This window comes from Arhodomonas sp. AD133, from assembly GCF_051195215.1.
Classification (GTDB): domain Bacteria; phylum Pseudomonadota; class Gammaproteobacteria; order Nitrococcales; family Nitrococcaceae; genus Arhodomonas.
Window position 1 is genome coordinate 1 of sequence record NZ_JBNAZM010000035.1, and the last position, 17431, is coordinate 17431.

Here is a 17431-nt window from a genome sequence, read left to right on the forward strand (position 1 = left end):
CACGGCGCGCCTCGCGCCTTGCCCCATCGGCGCACAGTCCGGCTGACGCATGACAATACTTCTGAGAAGATTAGTAAAAGAATCGTGGCGGGTTATGCGTTCCGCCACGATCCTCTTGCATCTTTGGTCTTTCTACTTTTGTGCCCGGGCCTCAGGGCCGCAGCAGCTCGTTGATGCCCACTTTCGCGCGGGTCTTCTCGTCGACCTGCTTGATGATGACCGCGCAGTAGAGGCTGTGGCTGCCATCCTCGGCGGGCAGGCTGCCGGGCACCACCACTGCCCCCTTGGGCACGCGTCCGTAGGTGACCTCGCCGGTCTCGCGGTTGTAGAGCTTGGTGCTCTTGCCGAGGTACACGCCCATGGAGATCACGGCGCCTTCTTCGACGATCACGCCTTCGACGATCTCCGAGCGTGCGCCGATGAAGCAGTTGTCCTCGATGATGGTCGGGCTCGCCTGCAGGGGCTCGAGCACGCCGCCGATGCCGACGCCACCGGAGAGGTGGACGTTGGCGCCGATCTGGGCGCAGGAGCCCACCGTCGCCCAGGTGTCGACCATGGTGCTCTCGCCGACATAGGCGCCGATGTTCACGTAGGAGGGCATGAGCACGGCACCGGGGGCGATATACGAACCGCGGCGCGCCACCGCCGGCGGTACCACGCGCACGCCGGACTCGCGCAGCTCGGTGCTGTTGTAGTCGGCGAATTTCAGCGGCACCTTGTCGAAGTAGTTGGTGACGCCGGTGCGCATCACCTGGTTGTCGTTGAGCCGGAAGGACAGCAGCACTGCCTTCTTCAGCCACTCGTTGACGCGCCACTCACCGTCGATCTTCTCGGCCACCCGCGCCTCGCCGCGGTCGAGCATCTCCAGGGCGCGCTCGACCGCGTCGCGCAGCTCGGGGAGGCCGGCGTCGGGGTGGATGTCGGCGCGATTGTCGAATGCTTCCTCGATCAGGCTCTTGAGCTTGTCCATGGGGGTCTCCTCGAAATACGTGGGCGAAGCCGCGCGCTCGTGCGCGCGCCGGATTGGGATGAAACCGGTGCGCCGGGACTGTCGACAACGGCGCGAAGCGCCGAGTATAGGGAAAACCGCCGACCGCTGTCGCCCACCGCTTGCGTGAGGTGGCGTAGGAGTCGGGACTGCGCACGAAGACGCACTTGCGAGTCGTCGTGGTCAGTCTTCTCTCCCGCCCGCTACACGCCGTCAGCGCGCGCCATGATGTCGTCATCGTCGTCGACGATCTCGAGCAGCGCCTGTTTGAGCGTTCCCTGTTGCTCGGCAGTGAGGGGGCTGTTCTCCGGGCCGGTAATGAAGAACACGTCTTCGGCCCGTTCGCCGATGGTGGCGATCTTGGCGTTCTGCACGCGGATGCCGCAGCGCGCGAAGGTGTAGCCGACCTGGGCGAGCAGGCCGGGCTGGTCGCCGGTGATCAGCTCCATCGCCGAGCGGTCGTTGTGGGGCTCCTCGGAGAAACTGATCTGCGTCTGCGTATTGAAGTGACGCAACCGTCGCGGGAGCGTGCGCGCCGAGGGTTCGGGCAGGCGGTCGACCTTGCCCAGCGCCTCGTTCAGGCGGGAGACGATCTCGCTGCCCCGGTAGGGGCCGTCAATGGGGTTGCCGTCGTCTTCGAGGACCAGGTAGCTGTCCAGGGTGTAGCCGTTCTCCGTGGTGATGATGCGCGCGTCCTGAATGTTGAGCCCGAGCTGGTCCAGCGCGGAGACGGTCAGGGCGAAGATGTTGTCCCGGTCCGGGGTGTAGACGAACACCTCTGTGCCGCCGCGGCTGCTTTCGGGGTGGACCAGCACCAGGGGCTCGTCGCGGCCACTGTGGCCGTGAATGGCCGCGGTGTGCCAGGCGATCTCGTCGGCGGCGTAGCGCAGAAAGTAGTCCGGGGTGAAATGACGCCAGATGGCGCGCACCGTCATGTGGTGCAGCCCCTGCTCGCGCAGCAGCCGCCGGGCCTGCTGCTGGGTCTCGGCGACGAGCTCGTCGCCGTCGATGGGATTGCCGAGTCCACGGCGGATGGCGCGCTTGGTGAGGTCGTAGAGCTCGCGCAGCAGCGATTCGCGCCAGGAATTCCAGAGCTTGGGGTCGGTGCCGCGGATGTCGGCGACGGTGAGCAGATAAAGGTAGTCGAGGTGCTTCTGGTCGCCGATTTCGCGGGCGAACTCGTTGATGACCTGTGGGTCCGAGATGTCGCGGCGCTGCGCGGTCATCGACATCAGCAGGTGATGGCGCACCAGCCAGGCGACGAAGCGGCTGTCATAGCGGGACAGGCCGTGGTGAATGCAGAAGTCGTAGGCGTCGGTCTCGCCGAGCTCGGAGTGGTCGCCGCCGCGGCCCTTGGCGATATCGTGGAACAGCCCGGCGAGATAGAGCAGCTCGGGCTTGGCGACCCGACGGATGAGCTCGCTGCAGAAGGGAAACTCGTGCGCGAATTCGGGCACCGCGAGTCGTCGGAGATTACGCACGACCATGAGGATGTGCGTGTCCACGGTATAGACGTGGAAGAGGTCGTACTGCATGCGTCCGGTGATGCGGCCGAACGCGGGGATGTAGCGGCCGAGCACGCCGTAGTTGTGCATGCGCCGCAACTCGTGGGTGATTCCGCGCGGCTGGCGCATGATCTCCATGAACAGGCTGCGCACCCGCAGGTCGTTACGGAAGCGATCGTCGATGAGCTCCCGGTTCTCCCGGATCAGCCGGATGGTGGAGGCGCGCACGCCCTTGATCTCGGGGTGCTGCTGCAGCAGCAGGAAGATCTCCAGCAGCGCGAAGGGGTAGCGCCGGAAGACGCTGGCGTGGGTGACCTCGATGAAGCCGCGCTTGACCTGGAACCGTTTGTTCAGTAGCTCCGGCGCCTCGTCCACCCCGGCGTAGAGGATCGCCTCCTGGTAGAGCTGAAGCAGCATCTCGTTCAGGCGGTTGAGCCGCATGATCGTGCGGTAGTAGCGCTGCATGAACTGCTCCACCGCCAGCGTGTGCTCGGCGTCCTTGTAGCCGAACTGCTCGGCGAGGCGGAGCTGGTAGTCGAACAGCAGCCGGTCCTCGCGGCGGCCGGCAAGCATGTGCAGCGCAAAGCGCACGTCCCACAGGAAGTGCTGGCCCTGCATCAGCGCATGGTATTCGTCCTCGGTGAGGAAATCCTTGCGCACCAGGTCATAGAGCGTATCCGCCCCCAGGTGGCGTTTGGCGACCCAGCCGACCATATGGATGTCACGCAGGCCGCCGGGGCTCTCCTTGACGTTGGGCTCCAGGTTGTAGGCCGTGTCGTGGTACTTTTCGTGGCGCTCGAGCTGCTCCTGCCACTTGGCCTCGAAGAAGCGCCGGCTCGGCCACACCCGGTCCGGGCCGGTTACCTCCTCCATCGCCACGTAGAGCTCGCGACTGCCCGAGAGCAGCCGTGACTCCATCAGGTTGGTGGCGATGGTGATGTCCGCCTCGGCGTTGCTGGCGCATTCCGCGATCGTGCGCACGCTGTGCCCGACTTCCAGGCCGATATCCCATAGCGTGGTGACGAACGCCTGGATCGCTCCTTCGAAGTCGTCCTGGGGAGCCTCCGGCAGCAGGACCATGAGATCCGTGTCCGAGCCCGGATGCAGCTCTCCGCGGCCGTAGCCGCCGACGGCCACCAGTGCCGCTTCGGCGCCGCGCGGGCCCATGGTCCAGTCCCAGACCCGGGTCACGAGGCTGTCCACGACCGCGGCGCGCAGCGGAACCAGCTCGGCGGCGGGGGTGCCCTCCTGGAAGCGGGCCTGGAGGATCTGGTCCGCCTCGTCCCGCGCCGCGCGAAATAGAGGTACCGGCGCCTCGCCGCGGATGAGCGCGGTGTCCAGCGCTTCCACGTCGAGGAGCTGGCGGTCGTGACGGACGGACTCCGGGGTGATCATCAGTCGCGGTACCGGTCGCTGTGGGTGAGGATCTCGTAGCCGTCCGGCGTGACCGCAATGGTGTGCTCCCACTGGGCGGAGAGGCTGTGATCCTTGGTTACCGCGGTCCACCCGTCCTTGAGTATGCGGCTGTCCGGGCGGCCGATGTTCACCATGGGCTCGATGGTGAAGGTCATGCCTTCGGTGAGTTCCATGCCCGTATGCGGGCGTCCGTAATGGAGCACTTGCGGCTCCTCGTGGAAACCCCGGCCGATGCCGTGGCCGCAGAACTCGCGCACCACCGAGCAGCCTTCGCCCTCGGCGAGTGTCTGGATGGCGTGGCCGATGTCGCCCAGGCGGGCACCGGGGCGTACCTGCTCGATGCCTGCCCACATGCTGCGCCACGCGAGCTCACAGATGCGCTTGCCCTGAATCGTCGGCTCGCCTACATAGAACATGCGGCTCGTGTCGCCGTGATAGCCGTCCTTGATGACGGTGACGTCGATATTGATGATGTCGCCGCGCTTGAGCTTCTTGGGGCCGGGAATACCATGGCAGACGACGTGATTCACGGACGTGCACACCGACTTGGGGAAGCCGCGGTAGTTCAGCGGCGCCGGGATGGCGTCCTGCTCGTTGACGATGTGCTCGTGACAGATGCGGTCGAGCTCCTCGGTGGTCACGCCCGGTTGTACGTGGGGAGTGACCACATCGAGTACCTCGGCGGCCAGGCGCCCGGCGACGCGCATCTTCTCCATCTCTTCGGCGGACTTGATCGTTACGGACATTCACGAACCTTAAATTCAGGGAAAGGGAGGTGACGACGGGCCCGGGCGGGGCGGGCGGCGACGGGCTTGCAACCCCCGTGCCGCATGACACTCAATGCTCGGTATGGTATAAATCGCGCGCCTTCAAGGCAACGGCGGCTCCAGTGCCTGCCGGATATCGCGGGCCGGAACCGGTACCGCCATCAACCAATCCACACATGCACCGACACACGCGGTCGGGTGCCCCCTGGCGGGGTTTCCGCGTGCGGGTGCATGGAGGCTCAACCCGTAAAAGGAGACTGCAAACATGGCTAAAGTGACCATGCGCGAGATGCTCGAAGCCGGTGTTCACTTCGGGCATCAGACCCGTTACTGGGATCCGAAGATGGCGCCGTACATCTTCGGCGAGCGTAACAAGATCCACATCGTCAACCTCGAGAAGACGCAGCCGCTCTACGAGGACGCGCTCAACTACATGGGCCGCCTGGCGGCCAATGGCGGCCGGATCCTGTTCGTCGGCACCAAGCGCTCGGCGCGCGAGGCCGTCAAGGAAGAGGCCGGCCGCTGTGGCATGCCTTACGTGAACCACCGCTGGCTCGGCGGCATGCTCACCAACTTCCGTACCGTCAAGCACTCCATCCGTCGCTACAAGGACCTGCAGCAGCAGGAGAAGGACGGCACCTTCGACAAGCTCGGCAAGCGCGAGGTGCTCTCGCTGCGCCGTGAGATGGAGAAGCTCGAGCGCGGCTTCGGCGGTATCGTCGACATGGATGCCCTGCCGGACGCACTGTTCGTGATCGATGTGGGTTACGAGAAGATCGCGATCCAGGAGGCCAAGAAGCTCGGCATCCCGGTGGTCGCCGTGGTCGACACCAACAATTCCCCGCGCGAGGTGGACTACGTCATCCCCGGCAACGACGACGCCTTCCGCGCGATTCGTCTCTATCTCAAGGGGGCGGCGGATGCCATTATCGACGCGCGCATGGCCAGCGCGCAGCCGCCCAGCGGCGACGACGAGTTCGTCGAGGTCGAGGAAACGGCGCCTGCCGCCGAGGAGCCGGAGCAGAAGACCGAGTGATCGGTCTTCGCCGCCGCGCCGTCAAGGCGATCGTGAACCGAACAGTGAAAGGGTGATTTCCCCATGGCGATTTCCGCTCAACTGGTAAAAGACCTGCGCGAGCGTACGGGCGCGGGCATGATGGAGTGCAAGAAGGCGCTCGTTGAGGCTGAAGGCGACATCGAGGCGGCCATCGAGGTGATGCGCAAGCGCGGCCTCGCGAAGGCCGACAAGAAGGCCGGTCGCGTCGCCGCCGAGGGTGCCATTGTCGTGTCGACCAGCGATGACGCCCGTCAGGGTGCGATGGTCGAGGTCAACAGCGAGACCGACTTCGTCGCCGCCGGCGACGACTTCAAGGCGTTCTCCCAGAAGATCGCCGACCTGGTGCTCAAGGAGAACCCGGCGGATCTGGACGCGCTGATGGCGCTCGAGCTCGACGACGGCGATGACGTCGCCACCGCCCAGAAGGCACTGATCGCGAAGATCGGCGAGAATATCGAGATCCGCCGTTTCGTGCGTTACGAGACCTCCGGCGTTCTGGCCAGCTACCTCCACGGCAGCCGCATCGGCGTTATGGTGGAGCTCGAAGGCGGGGACGAGGCCCTGGCGCGCGATATCTGCATGCACATTGCCGCCAGTCAGCCGCTGCATATCACCCCCGACGAGGTGTCGGCGGATGTCGTCGCCAAGGAGAAGGACATTCTCGTGGAGCAGGCGAAGGATTCCGGCAAGCCCGCCGAGATCATCGAGAAGATGGTCGACGGACGCCTTCGCAAGTGGCTCGGCGAGATCACGCTCCTCGGCCAGCCCTTCGTCAAGGATCCGGATCAGACCGTGGGCAAGCTCCTCGAGTCCAAGGGGGCGACGGTCACGCACTTCACCCGCTTCGAGGTGGGCGAGGGCAAGGAGAAGAAGCAGGAGAGCTTCGCCGACGAGGTCGCTGCCCAGGTCAAGGGCTCCTGAGGCCGCCCAGACGACTGTGGAGACATCGCCCCAAACGCCACGGAGCCCTGTGACATGAGCGAGCCGCGTTATCGCCGCATTCTGTTGAAACTCAGTGGGGAAGGTCTCCTCGGCGAGGAGGCCTACGGCATCGACCCCCGCGTGACCAAGCGGTTGGCGGCGGAGATCAAGGAGCTCATCGCCCGGGGTGTCGAGGTGGCGCTGGTAATCGGTGGCGGCAACATCTTCCGCGGGGCGGGTCTCGCCGCCGCGGGGATGGATCGGGTCACCGGCGACCACATGGGCATGCTCGCCACGGTCATGAACGCTCTCGCGCTGCAGGATGCCCTGGAGCGCGAGAGCGTGTTCACGCGGGTCATGTCGGCGATCAAGATCAATCAGGTGTGTGAGGACTACATCCGCCGCCGGGCCATTCGTCATCTGGAGAAAGGGCGGGTGGTCATCTTCGCCGCGGGCACGGGCAATCCGTTTTTCACCACGGACTCGGCCGCGAGTCTGCGCGCGGTGGAGATCAATGCCGATATCATGCTCAAGGCGACCAAGGTGGACGGTGTCTACTCCGCTGATCCGGTCAAGGATCCCACGGCCCAGCGCTACGTCCGTCTCACTTATGATGAGGTGATGGAGCGAAAGCTGGGTGTGATGGACGCTACTGCGATCGTCATGTGCCGCGACCAGAACATGCCCATCATGGTCTTCGACATAACGCGTCCCGGCTGTCTCGTGGACGCCGTCGAGGGCCGCGACATAGGCACGATCGTGGAGAGAGGATAAGCCATGATCGAAGATATCAAGAAAGACGCTGAGCAACGCATGGCCAAGAGCGTGGAGAGTCTCAACCATGACTTCCACAAGATCCGTACCGGCCGTGCCCACACCAGTCTTCTCGACCACATCACGGTGACCTATTACGGCACCCAGGTGCCCCTCAACCAGGCCGCGAACGTGGTGGCCAGCGACGCGCGCACGCTGACGGTGACCCCGTTCGAGAAATCGATGATCCAGCCCATCGAGAAGGCGATCATGGAGTCCGATCTCGGGCTCACGCCGAACTCCGCGGGCAATGTGATCCGCATTCCCCTGCCGCCGCTGACCGAGGAGCGCCGCAAGGATCTCATCAAGATCGTGCGTGGTGAGGCGGAGCAGGCGCGGGTGGCCGTGCGCAACATTCGCCGTGACGCCAACAGTGATCTCAAAGCTCTGCTCAAGGAGAAGGAGATCACCGAGGACGACGAGAAGCGCGGCGAGGACGATATCCAGAAGCTCACCGATCGCTACGTCGCCGAAATCGACAAGCTCCTCAGCGGCAAGGAAGAGGAGCTGATGGAGGTCTGACCCCGGGCCGGGCGTCCGTCGGCGAACGGGCGTCGCTGCAACGCGGCACGCATGGCCGCGTGTATATTCGTCGGCCGGCGTCGGCCGTGTCCCGGACCGTGGAGAGACAATGACAGCGGCAGAGCGCGACTGCGATAACCGTGCGGCGGGCGACGGGTCAGGCCCCAGGCACGTGGCGATCATCATGGACGGGAACGGCCGCTGGGCCGCCGGGCGAGGCAAACCCCGCCATCAGGGGCACCGGGCCGGTGCGGAGGCCGCCCGCCGGACGGTCGAGCATTGTCGTCGGCTGGGGATTCCCTATCTCACCCTGTTCGCTTTCAGCAGCGAGAACTGGCGGCGTCCGGCCGGCGAGGTCCGAATGCTCATGGAGCTGTTCCTGCGCGCGCTCGAGCGGGAGACGGACCGTCTCGTCGAAAGCGGCGTGCGACTGCGTTTCATTGGCGAGCGCGAACGCTTCTCCGGTACCCTTCGCACGCGCATGCGCGAGGCGGAGGAACGCACTGCCGGCAACAGCGAGCTGGGCGTGAACGTGGCGGTGGGCTACGGTGGCCGCTGGGACATCGCCATGGCGGCACGGCGGCTCGCCGCGCGGGTCGCCGACGGTGAGATACCCGCCGAGGCGGTGGACGAGCACGCGCTGGCGAGGGAGCTTTGTCTCGCCGACCTCCCGGAGCCGGACCTGTTCATCCGCACCGGCGGCGAGCAGCGCATCAGCAACTTCCTCGTCTGGCAGCTCGCCTATGCCGAACTGTATTTCACCCCCGCACTGTGGCCGGATTTCAGCGAGACCGATCTGGATCGCGCGGTTGCCTGGTACGGCGGGCGCGAACGCCGCTTCGGCATGACCCCTGACCAAGTGGAGCCCGATCCCCGTGCTTAGAACGCGGGTGGTCACCGCGCTGGTGCTGGTGCCCCTCGCGCTCTGGCTCGTGTGGCTCGCGCCGACAGCGGTGCTGCCTGGCGCGTTCTCGCTCGTGATCGCCCTATCCGGCTGGGAGTGGGGCCGTCTTGCGGGCCTCGAGGGTGCGGCGGTTCGTGGCGGCTACGCGGCCGCGTGCACGGCGCTGAGCGTCGGGGCATGGGCACTCGTGGCCGCCGGCGTGCCGGTGAAAGCGCTGGTGTGGGTCGCGCTGGCCTGGTGGCTCGTGCCCATCGTGCGGCTGGCGTTGTTCAGCGGTCGCGGCAGTGTCGCCGCCGACGCGCTTTCCGGCGCCGCCACGCTCACCTCCGCGAGCATCGCGGTGTTCGCGGTACATTTGCGGGCCGACGACGGCGCTCTCTGGCTGACGTTGCTGCTGGTGCTCGTCTGGGGCGCCGATGTCGGCGGCTATTTCGCCGGCAGACGCTGGGGCGGCCGACGCCTTGCGCCGACCGTGAGTCCCGGCAAGACTTGGGCAGGGGTATGGGGCGGCATATCCCTGGGGCTCCTTTGCGCCGTGGTCGTCTACGTGCTGGCTCGGCTCGCTGGCCTGGGGGCGAGCGTGCCGGGCATCTCCGGGCTCATCGGGCTGGGGGTCGCGGCGATCGCGATGAGTGTTGTCGGCGATCTGTTCGAGAGCATGATCAAGCGGTTGCGCGGCCACAAGGACAGCGGCCATCTCCTGCCCGGCCATGGCGGTATTCTGGACCGTATCGACGGCTTGCTTGCAGCGGCTCCCGTGGTGGGTGCCGCTGCAATGATGCTCGGAGGCACTCATGCGTGAGGTGACTGTCCTCGGCGCGACCGGCTCCATCGGCAAGAGCACGCTGGACGTCGTAGGCCGGCATCCGGAGCGCTTCCGCGTGCATGCGCTTACCGCCAATCGGAATGTGGAAGCCATGGCCCGCCTGTGCCGGGAGTACCGCCCGCGGGTGGCGGTCATGGCCGACGAGGTCTCCGCCCGTGGGTTGCGCGAGCGGCTGGCGGGTGAAGCGGCGGCGCCTTCCGTGCTCGCCGGGGAGGCGGCGGTGACCGACGCCGTGGCCGATGCCCCCAGGGGCATCGTGGTCGCCGCCATCGTCGGCGCTGCGGGACTGCGGCCGACCATGGCGGCAGTGGCGGGGGGGCATCGCGTGCTGCTCGCCAACAAGGAATCCCTGGTCGTCGCCGGCCCGCTGCTTCTCGCCGAGGCGGAGCGCGGCGGTGCCGAGCTTTTGCCGGTGGACAGCGAGCACAACGCCATTTACCAGTGCCTGCCGGCAGGTTACCGTCGCGGAGAGGCAGAGCGCCGCGGTGTGAACCGTATCCTGCTCACCGCCTCCGGTGGACCCTTCCGCGAGCGCGACCCGAGCACCTTGCACACGGTGACGCCGGAACAGGCCTGCTCGCATCCCAACTGGAGCATGGGGCGGAAGATTTCCGTGGATTCCGCCACCATGATGAACAAAGGGTTGGAGTTCATCGAGGCCTGCCTGCTCTTCGGCATGGAACCGGACGCGGTGGATGTGGTCATCCACCCACAGAGCGTGGTCCACTCGCTGGTGTCCTACGCGGACGGCTCGGTGCTCGCCCAGCTCGGCAATCCGGATATGCGTACACCCATCGCGCACGCGCTGGGCGCGCCTGACCGGCTCGCGGCGGGCGTCGAGCCACTCGATCTGTTCGCGCTGGCGCGGCTCGATTTCGAACGCCCCGATCCGGCGAGGTTCCCGTGCCTGAGCCTGGCTGAGGCGGCCATGCGTGAGGGCGGTACCGCTCCCGCGTTGCTCAATGCCGCCAACGAGGTGGCCGTGGCCGGCTTCCTCGATGGCACGCTCGCATTCACGCGCATCGCCGCCGTCATCGAGGCGACGCTCGCACGGCTGCCGGCCGAGCCGGCGGAGTCCCTGGAGCAGCTGATGCTCGCGGACGCACGGGCGCGTGAAATCGCCACTGAATGGCTGCGGCAGGGAGTGTGATCCCATGAGCGTACTCGTCAATCTGATCGCTTTCGTCGTGGCGCTCGGCCTGCTCGTCGCCATCCATGAGTTCGGCCATTTCTGGGTGGCGCGGCGCGTGGGCGTGCGCGTGCTGCGTTACTCGATCGGCTTCGGCCGGGTCGTCTGGCGGCGCACTGGCGGTGACGGCACCGAGTACGCGCTCTCCGCGATTCCGCTCGGCGGCTACGTGAAGATGCTCGACGAGCGCGAGGGCGATGTCGCGCCTGAGGAACGACACCGCGCGTTCAACCGCCAGCCACTGTGGGCCCGCAACGCGATCCTTTTTGCCGGGCCCGGCTTCAATTTCCTCTTTGCGCTGTTCGCTTACTGGGCGATTTCCGTCATCGGCACCACCGAGCTCCGGCCGGTGCTCGGCGAGGTGGTGCCGGAAAGCCCCGCCGCGGAAGCGGGGCTCGCCGAGGGGCAGGAGATCGTGGCCGTGGCGGGGGAGGAAACGCTGAGCTGGGATGACGTGCTCATGCGTCTGCTCGCCGAGGGAGCAGGCAACGAGGCGCTTTCGCTCGCGGTGGAAACGCCGGATGGTATCCGCCGGGACTTGACGCTGGATGTGGCGGCGATCGGGCCGCTCGGCGAAAAGCCGAATATTCTCGGGGCGCTCGGGTTGCGGCCCTGGCGCCCGACGATCGAGCCCGTGGTCGGCGAGCTGCTGCCGGGGGGACCGGCTGCGACAGCGGGGCTTACCGCCGGGGATCGTATCATCGCCGTTGCCGGCGAGCCGGTTGACGAGTGGCAGACGCTCGTCGAGGTAGTGCGGGCGCGTCCCGGCGAGGCGGTTGATGTGACGGTGCGCCGTGACGGTGAGCGCCGCGAGTTCGCCGTTACCCTTGGCCGGGTCGAAGGCGAGGACGGCGACACCGGCCGCCTGGGGGTCCGCCCCCGGGTGGAAGACAGCGCCTACGCCGGGATGCGGCGCACCGTCCAGCATGGGCCGCTGGCCGCTATCGCCCAGGCGACGGGCGCTACCTGGGAGGCGAGCGCTCTCACCGTCAAGCTGCTCGTACAGATGGTTACCGGCGATGCTTCGGTGAAGAACTTGAGCGGGCCGATCAATATCGCGCAGTATGCCGGCCAGTCGGCCACCCTTGGCGTGGTGCCGTTCCTGCGGTTTCTCGCCATCGTGAGCATCAGTCTCGGCATCCTCAACCTGTTGCCCGTTCCGGTGCTCGACGGTGGCCATTTGCTCTACAACGGCATCGAGTGGCTGCGTGGCAGACCGCTATCGGAGGCCGCCCAGGCGACAGGTCAGCAGATCGGGCTGGTCCTGCTCGGTCTGCTCATGGCCGTGGCCTTCTACAACGACCTTGCCCGACTGTTCGGGCCGAGCTGACAGGGAATCGACGAGGGGATGCGAAAATCGCTGATTGCACTCGCGCTGGCCGCGGCGATGGGCCACGCGACGGCGGCAGAGCCTTTCCAGGTGGAGGACATCCGGGTCGAGGGGCTGAGGCGGATCGCCGCCGGCACGGTCTTCAATTACCTGCCCATTCAGGTCGGCGACCGTGTGGACGATGCGCGCATCGCATCGGCGATTCGTTCGCTCTACGACACCGGTTTTTTCCAGGATATCGCCCTGCGTCGCGATGGTGACACGCTCGTGGTGGAGGTTTCCGAGCGTCCGGCGATTGCCCGGATCGAGCTCCACGGCAACGACGAGATCGGCGAGGAAGACCTCCTCAAGGGGCTGAAGGACGCCGGCCTGGCCCAGGGGCGCACGTTCGACCGCTCCCTGCTTGCCCAGGTGGAGCGCCAGCTGCGTCAGCAGTACTTCGCGTTGGGTTACTACGACGTGCGCGTGGAGAGCACGGTGTCGCCGCTGCCACGCAACCGGGTGGGCGTGCGGCTCGATATCACCGAAGGCGAGCCCGCCTCGGTGCAGGCCATCGAGTTCGTCGGTAACCAAAGTTTCGACGACGAGGCTTTGCGTGACCAGTTCGAGATGGGGCCGGTGCCCTGGTGGAGCTTTTTCTCCGATGCCGATCGCTATTCGCGCCAGCGCCTAGCCGGGGATCTGGAGCGGCTGCGCTCGTTCTATCAGGACCGGGGCTTCGTCAACTTCACGATCACCTCCACCCAGGTTTCGATCAGCCCGGACCGCCGCCGTATCCACGTCACCGTCAATCTCGACGAGGGCGAGCAGTTTCGGGTCGGCGAGATTTCTCTCGCCGGTGATCTGGTCTTCCCCGAAGAGACCATGCGCGAGCTCGTGGCGGTCGCGCCGGACGGTCTGTACTCGCGCCAGGATGTGGTCGCGACGTCCGAGGCGTTCCGTGAGAAACTCGGCGAGCGGGGCTATGCGTTCGCCAACGTCAACCCCCTGCCCGAGGTGAACGAGGACGAGGGCACGGTGGATCTCACCTTCTTCGTGGACCCGGCCGAGCGCGTATACGTGCGCCGGATCAATATCTCCGGCAACACGCGTACGCGCGACGACGTGATCCGTCAGGAGCTCCGACAGAGCGAAGGCGCGTGGCTGTCCACCGCGGATGTCGAGGAGTCCCGGCGGCGGCTCGGGCGGCTGGGTTTCTTCGACAACGTGAACATTGAAACGCCGCGGGTGCCCGGCACCGGCGACCAGGTGGATGTGGACGTCTCCGTCGAGGAACGCCTCTCGGGCAGTCTCAAGGCCGGTATCGGTTACGGCACGGAGCAGGGGCTGCTGCTGAATTTCGGCGTGCAGCAGGACAACGTCCTCGGCAGTGGTGATCGTCTTTCGTTCACCGCCAATAACGACGACGTCAATACAGTCTACCGCGCGTCGTACCTCGATCGGTTCTACACGCGTTCGGGCATCGACCGGGACATGTCCGTGGCCTTCCGTGACACCGACGCCGACGAGGCGGATCTCTCCGACTACGGCGTGAAGAGCCTCACCGGCACGTACGGTTACCGGATACCGGTGACTTCCAACGACACTTTCGGCGTCGACGTCGAGATCGAGGACCTGGAGCTCACGCTGAGCGACGAGCCCACCGAAGTGCAGACGGACTTCGTCGAGCGCAATGGCGAGAGCAACATGACCTATCGTCTGGCGCTGTCCTGGACGCACGACACCCGCGATCGCGCGGTCTTCCCCACCAGTGGCAGTCGCCAGCGCGGCTCGCTTCAGGTCTCCATTCCGGGCAGCGACCTCGAGTACTACCGTGCGAGCTACAGCCACCGCCGCTTCGCCGCGATCAGTGACTGGCTCACGCTGGCGCTCGAAGGCTCGCTGGCCTACGGCGACGGCTTCGGCAGTACCGGCAGGCTGCCGTTCTTCGAGAACTACTTCGCCGGCGGTATATCCACCGTGCGCGGCTATGATGGCAACTCCCTGGGCCCGCGCGACGAGAACGACGATCCACTCGGCGGCAACTTCCGTGCCCTCGGCAGCGCGGAGCTGCGCTTTCCGCCGCCGGGCGCCGAGGACAGTGGTTTCCGGATCTCCACATTCGTCGACGCCGGCCAGGTGTGGTCCACCCCCGATCAGGACATCGACGCCGGCGAAATCCGCTACGCGGCGGGCCTGGGCGTGATCTGGATGTCGCCGCTGGGTCCGTTGACAATGAGTGTGGCGGAACCGTTAAATGATGAGCCCGGCGACGACACCCAATTCTTCCAGTTCTCCGTGGGCACCTTCTTCTGATGGCACCCGCTCAAGGCCTGAATAAACGCCCATGATACCGAGAATCATAAGACACGGCTTGTTCGCGCTGGGCGCGAGCCTCGCGTTGCAGGCGACCTCCCACGCGGCCGATCTCAAGATCGGGTTCGTGAACCCGGCCAAGGTTTCCTCCGGGGCCCCGCAGGCGGACGCGGCCCGGCGCAAGCTCGAAGAGGAGTTCGCTCCCCGGGATCGCGAGATCGTGAGCATGCAGGAAGAGCTGCGCAAGCTCGAGGAACGCATGCAGGACGCCGAGCTGAACCAGAGCGAGGCCGAGCGGCAGAGCCTCCAGCGCGATATTCTGTCGTTGCGGCGGGATATCCAGCGAACCCAGGATGCGTTCCGGGAAGACTTCAACATGCGCCGCAACGAGGAGCTCGGTGAGCTGCAGCGGCGCATCCTCCAGACGGTGAGCGAGTACGCCAAGGAGCAGGACTACGATCTCGTCGTCAGCGATGGCGTGATCTACGCCAGCGACGCGGTGAATATCACCGACCGGATCATCGAGCGTCTGCGTCGCGAATTCGAGCGAAACCAGAACGGCCGCTGACGCGGCGCAGATAGCGAGGGGCGATGGTGCGGGAGGAACGCGGGATTCCGCTGTCGGACTTGGCGCACGCACTCGGGTGTCGGGTTCACGGTGATGGCGGTGTTCGGGTGGAGCGCGTGGCGCCGCTGACGACGGCCGGTCCGGGTGAAATCAGCTTTCTGGCCAGTCCTCGGCTGCGCGATCAGCTTCATCAGTCCAGGGCCTCGGCGGTGATCGTGCGCGCCGAAGACGTCTCCGGGCTCGCCATGGCCGCTGTGGTCACCGATAACCCGCATCTGGCCTTTGCCCGTGTGGCGCGTATGCTGCACCCGGAGCCGACACCCGGCGCGGGTATTCACCCCCGTGCCGCGGTCGCTGAGGACGCGCGCCTCGGTGACGGTGTGCACGTCGGCGCCGGTGCGGTGGTGGAGAGCGGGGCAGTGCTCGGCGACGGCTGCGTGGTGCATGCCAACGCGGTGGTGGGCGCCGGCTGCGTGCTCGGTGCGGACGTGCGGGTGATGGCCGGTGCCGTGCTCTATGCGGGCTGCGTGCTCGGCAATCGCGTGATCATTCATGGCGGCGCGGTGATCGGCGCCGACGGATTCGGCTATGCCAACGACGGCGGCCGCTGGGAGAAGGTTCCCCAGCTGGGACGCGTCGTGCTGGGCAATGACGTGGAGATCGGCGCCAACACGACCGTGGACCGCGGCGCTCTCGAGGACACCGTGATCGAGGACGGTGTCAAGATCGACAATCTCGTTCAGGTCGCCCACAACGTGCACATCGGTGCGAATTCCGCCATGGCGGGCTGTTCCGCGGTTGCCGGCAGCACCCGCATCGGGCGCGGCGTGACCGTCGCCGGCGGGGCCGGGATCGCCGGTCATCTGGAGGTGGCGGACGGCAGCGTCATCACCGGCATGGCTCGGGTTACCCACAGCATTCGCGAGCCGGGGGTGTACGCTTCCGGTACGCCGATGGCGGCGAGCCGTGACTGGCGCCGTAATGCGGCACGATTCAATCAGCTCGACGCGATGGCGCGGCGCCTGCGCCAGCTCGAGCGGCGCCTGGCGGCGCTGCAAACGGACGAACGGAAGGACTCATGACCCAAAGCGAACAACACACCGGCATGAATATTCACCAGATCAAGAATTATCTGCCGCATCGATATCCGTTTTTGCTGGTGGATCGTGTCAGCCATTGTGTGCCGGGGGAAGTGATCGAGGCGGTGAAGAACGTCACCGTCAACGAGCCGTTCTTCGGCGGGCATTTTCCCCAGCGCCCGGTCATGCCGGGGGTGTTGATTCTCGAGGCGATGGCACAGGCCTGCGGGCTGCTGGCGTTTCGCACCCGTGAGAGTCAGCCCGACGAGGAGCAGCCCGACGATTCCAAGCTCTTCTATCTGGTCGGTATCGACAAGGCCAAGTTCAAGCGCCCGGTGGAGCCGGGCGACGCGCTCGTGCTGCACGCGCGTGTCACCCGCAGTATGCGGGGCATCTGGATGTTCAGCGCCGAGGCCCGGGTGGATGGGGCGGTCGCTGCGAGTGCCGAAATCCGCTGCACGATGAGGGAAGTGTGAGCAGCATCCACCCGACGGCAGTTATCGACGAGGCGGCGAGTGTCGCCGACAACGTGACGGTGGGCCCCTATGCGGTCATCGGGCCGGACGTGGAGATTGCAGAGGGGACGTGGATCGGTCCCCATGCGGTGGTGCAGGGGCCTGCGCGCATCGGCCGTGACAATCGCATCTTCCAGTTCGCCTCGGTGGGCGAGGAGCCCCAGGACAAGAAGTTCCGCGGCGAGCGCACGCGCCTGGAGATCGGTGACGGCAACACCATCCGCGAATGCGTCACCATCAACCGGGGCACCGGCGACGGTGGCGGGGTGACGCGTATCGGCGACGACAACTGGATCATGGCCTACTGCCATATCGCCCACGACTGCCTCGTCGCCAGCCACACGGTTTTCGCGAATAATGCCTCGCTGGCGGGGCACGTGGAAGTCGCGGATCACGTGATCCTCGGCGGATTTTCGCTGGTGCACCAGTTCAGCCGCCTCGGCGAGCACTGTTTCCTCGCCTTCGGCGCCCACGTCGACCGGGACGTGCCGCCTTTCGTCATGGCCGCCGGCCAGCGCGCCACGCCGCGCGGGCTCAATGTCGAAGGTCTCAAGCGTAACGGCTTTCCGAGGGAGACGACCCGTGCGCTGAAGCAGGCCTACAAGACGCTCTACCGCGAAGGGCTGCGGCTCGAGGAAGCCATCAACACCCTGGAAACCGCCGACGATCCGATGGTGGCGCGGTTCGCGGCGTTCGTGCGGGCCAGCGAGCGCGGTATCATCCGCTGACGCCGGGC

Annotated in this window: 16 protein-coding genes; 13 read left to right on the top strand and 3 right to left on the bottom strand. The window is 66.3% G+C overall.

What is annotated here, in order from left to right:
• Window positions 1–151: 151 nt before the first annotated feature.
• The 3 genes from dapD to map form a co-directional block, all read right to left on the bottom strand.
• Entirely contained in the window at window positions 152–970 is an 819-nt protein-coding gene (gene dapD, locus ACPEES_RS16665) for a 2,3,4,5-tetrahydropyridine-2,6-dicarboxylate N-succinyltransferase (protein ID WP_435104703.1), read from the bottom strand.
• A 221-nt stretch (window positions 971–1191) separates the two neighbouring features.
• Window positions 1192–3888: a [protein-PII] uridylyltransferase gene (gene glnD / locus ACPEES_RS16670; protein WP_435104704.1), complete on the bottom strand. Its 2697-nt coding sequence runs from the start codon at window positions 3886–3888 to the stop codon at window positions 1192–1194.
• The gene (gene map / locus ACPEES_RS16675; RefSeq protein ID WP_435104705.1) at window positions 3888–4655 is read right to left on the bottom strand and encodes a type I methionyl aminopeptidase; all 768 of its coding nucleotides are present in this window, start codon (window positions 4653–4655) and stop codon (window positions 3888–3890) included. Before map ends, glnD begins: the two co-directional genes overlap by 1 nt.
• 286 nt (window positions 4656–4941) lie before the next feature.
• Between map and rpsB the strand changes: the two genes are divergently transcribed.
• The 13 genes from rpsB to lpxA all read left to right on the top strand — a co-directional run bounded on the left by rpsB (window position 4942) and on the right by lpxA (window position 17423).
• Window positions 4942–5712, top strand: coding sequence for a 30S ribosomal protein S2 (gene rpsB, locus ACPEES_RS16680; RefSeq protein ID WP_435104706.1), 771 nt, complete (start codon window positions 4942–4944; stop codon window positions 5710–5712).
• Window positions 5713–5775: 63 nt separating this feature from the next.
• Window positions 5776–6654, top strand: coding sequence for a translation elongation factor Ts (gene tsf, locus ACPEES_RS16685; protein WP_435104707.1), 879 nt, complete (start codon window positions 5776–5778; stop codon window positions 6652–6654).
• 54 nt (window positions 6655–6708) lie between these two features.
• Window positions 6709–7428, top strand: coding sequence for a UMP kinase (pyrH, locus tag ACPEES_RS16690; RefSeq protein ID WP_435104708.1), 720 nt, complete (start codon window positions 6709–6711; stop codon window positions 7426–7428).
• A 3-nt stretch (window positions 7429–7431) separates the two neighbouring features.
• The gene (gene frr / locus ACPEES_RS16695; RefSeq protein ID WP_435104709.1) at window positions 7432–7989 is read left to right on the top strand and encodes a ribosome recycling factor; all 558 of its coding nucleotides are present in this window, start codon (window positions 7432–7434) and stop codon (window positions 7987–7989) included.
• Window positions 7990–8098: 109 nt separating this feature from the next.
• Complete coding sequence (uppS, locus tag ACPEES_RS16700) at window positions 8099–8872, top strand: polyprenyl diphosphate synthase (protein ID WP_435104710.1); 774 nt, start codon at window positions 8099–8101, stop codon at window positions 8870–8872.
• Entirely contained in the window at window positions 8865–9695 is an 831-nt protein-coding gene (locus tag ACPEES_RS16705; RefSeq protein ID WP_435104711.1) for a phosphatidate cytidylyltransferase, read from the top strand. Before uppS ends, ACPEES_RS16705 begins: the two co-directional genes overlap by 8 nt.
• Window positions 9688–10869 (top strand): 1-deoxy-D-xylulose-5-phosphate reductoisomerase, encoded by a 1182-nt coding sequence (gene ispC, locus ACPEES_RS16710; RefSeq protein ID WP_435104712.1) that lies wholly within the window; start codon window positions 9688–9690, stop codon window positions 10867–10869. The genes ACPEES_RS16705 and ispC overlap by 8 nt, the downstream gene beginning before the upstream one ends.
• Before the next feature lie 4 nt (window positions 10870–10873).
• Window positions 10874–12238: an RIP metalloprotease RseP gene (gene rseP / locus ACPEES_RS16715; protein ID WP_435104713.1), complete on the top strand. Its 1365-nt coding sequence runs from the start codon at window positions 10874–10876 to the stop codon at window positions 12236–12238.
• Window positions 12239–12256: 18 nt separating this feature from the next.
• Window positions 12257–14533 (top strand): outer membrane protein assembly factor BamA, encoded by a 2277-nt coding sequence (bamA, locus tag ACPEES_RS16720; RefSeq protein WP_435104714.1) that lies wholly within the window; start codon window positions 12257–12259, stop codon window positions 14531–14533.
• A gap of 31 nt (window positions 14534–14564) precedes the next feature.
• Window positions 14565–15101: an OmpH family outer membrane protein gene (locus ACPEES_RS16725; RefSeq protein ID WP_435104715.1), complete on the top strand. Its 537-nt coding sequence runs from the start codon at window positions 14565–14567 to the stop codon at window positions 15099–15101.
• A gap of 23 nt (window positions 15102–15124) precedes the next feature.
• Window positions 15125–16183: a UDP-3-O-(3-hydroxymyristoyl)glucosamine N-acyltransferase gene (gene lpxD, locus ACPEES_RS16730; protein ID WP_435104716.1), complete on the top strand. Its 1059-nt coding sequence runs from the start codon at window positions 15125–15127 to the stop codon at window positions 16181–16183.
• Entirely contained in the window at window positions 16180–16656 is a 477-nt protein-coding gene (gene fabZ, locus ACPEES_RS16735) for a 3-hydroxyacyl-ACP dehydratase FabZ (RefSeq protein ID WP_435104717.1), read from the top strand. The genes lpxD and fabZ overlap by 4 nt, the downstream gene beginning before the upstream one ends.
• Entirely contained in the window at window positions 16653–17423 is a 771-nt protein-coding gene (gene lpxA / locus ACPEES_RS16740) for an acyl-ACP--UDP-N-acetylglucosamine O-acyltransferase (protein WP_435104718.1), read from the top strand. Before fabZ ends, lpxA begins: the two co-directional genes overlap by 4 nt.
• The last annotated feature ends 8 nt before the right edge of the window (window positions 17424–17431 follow it).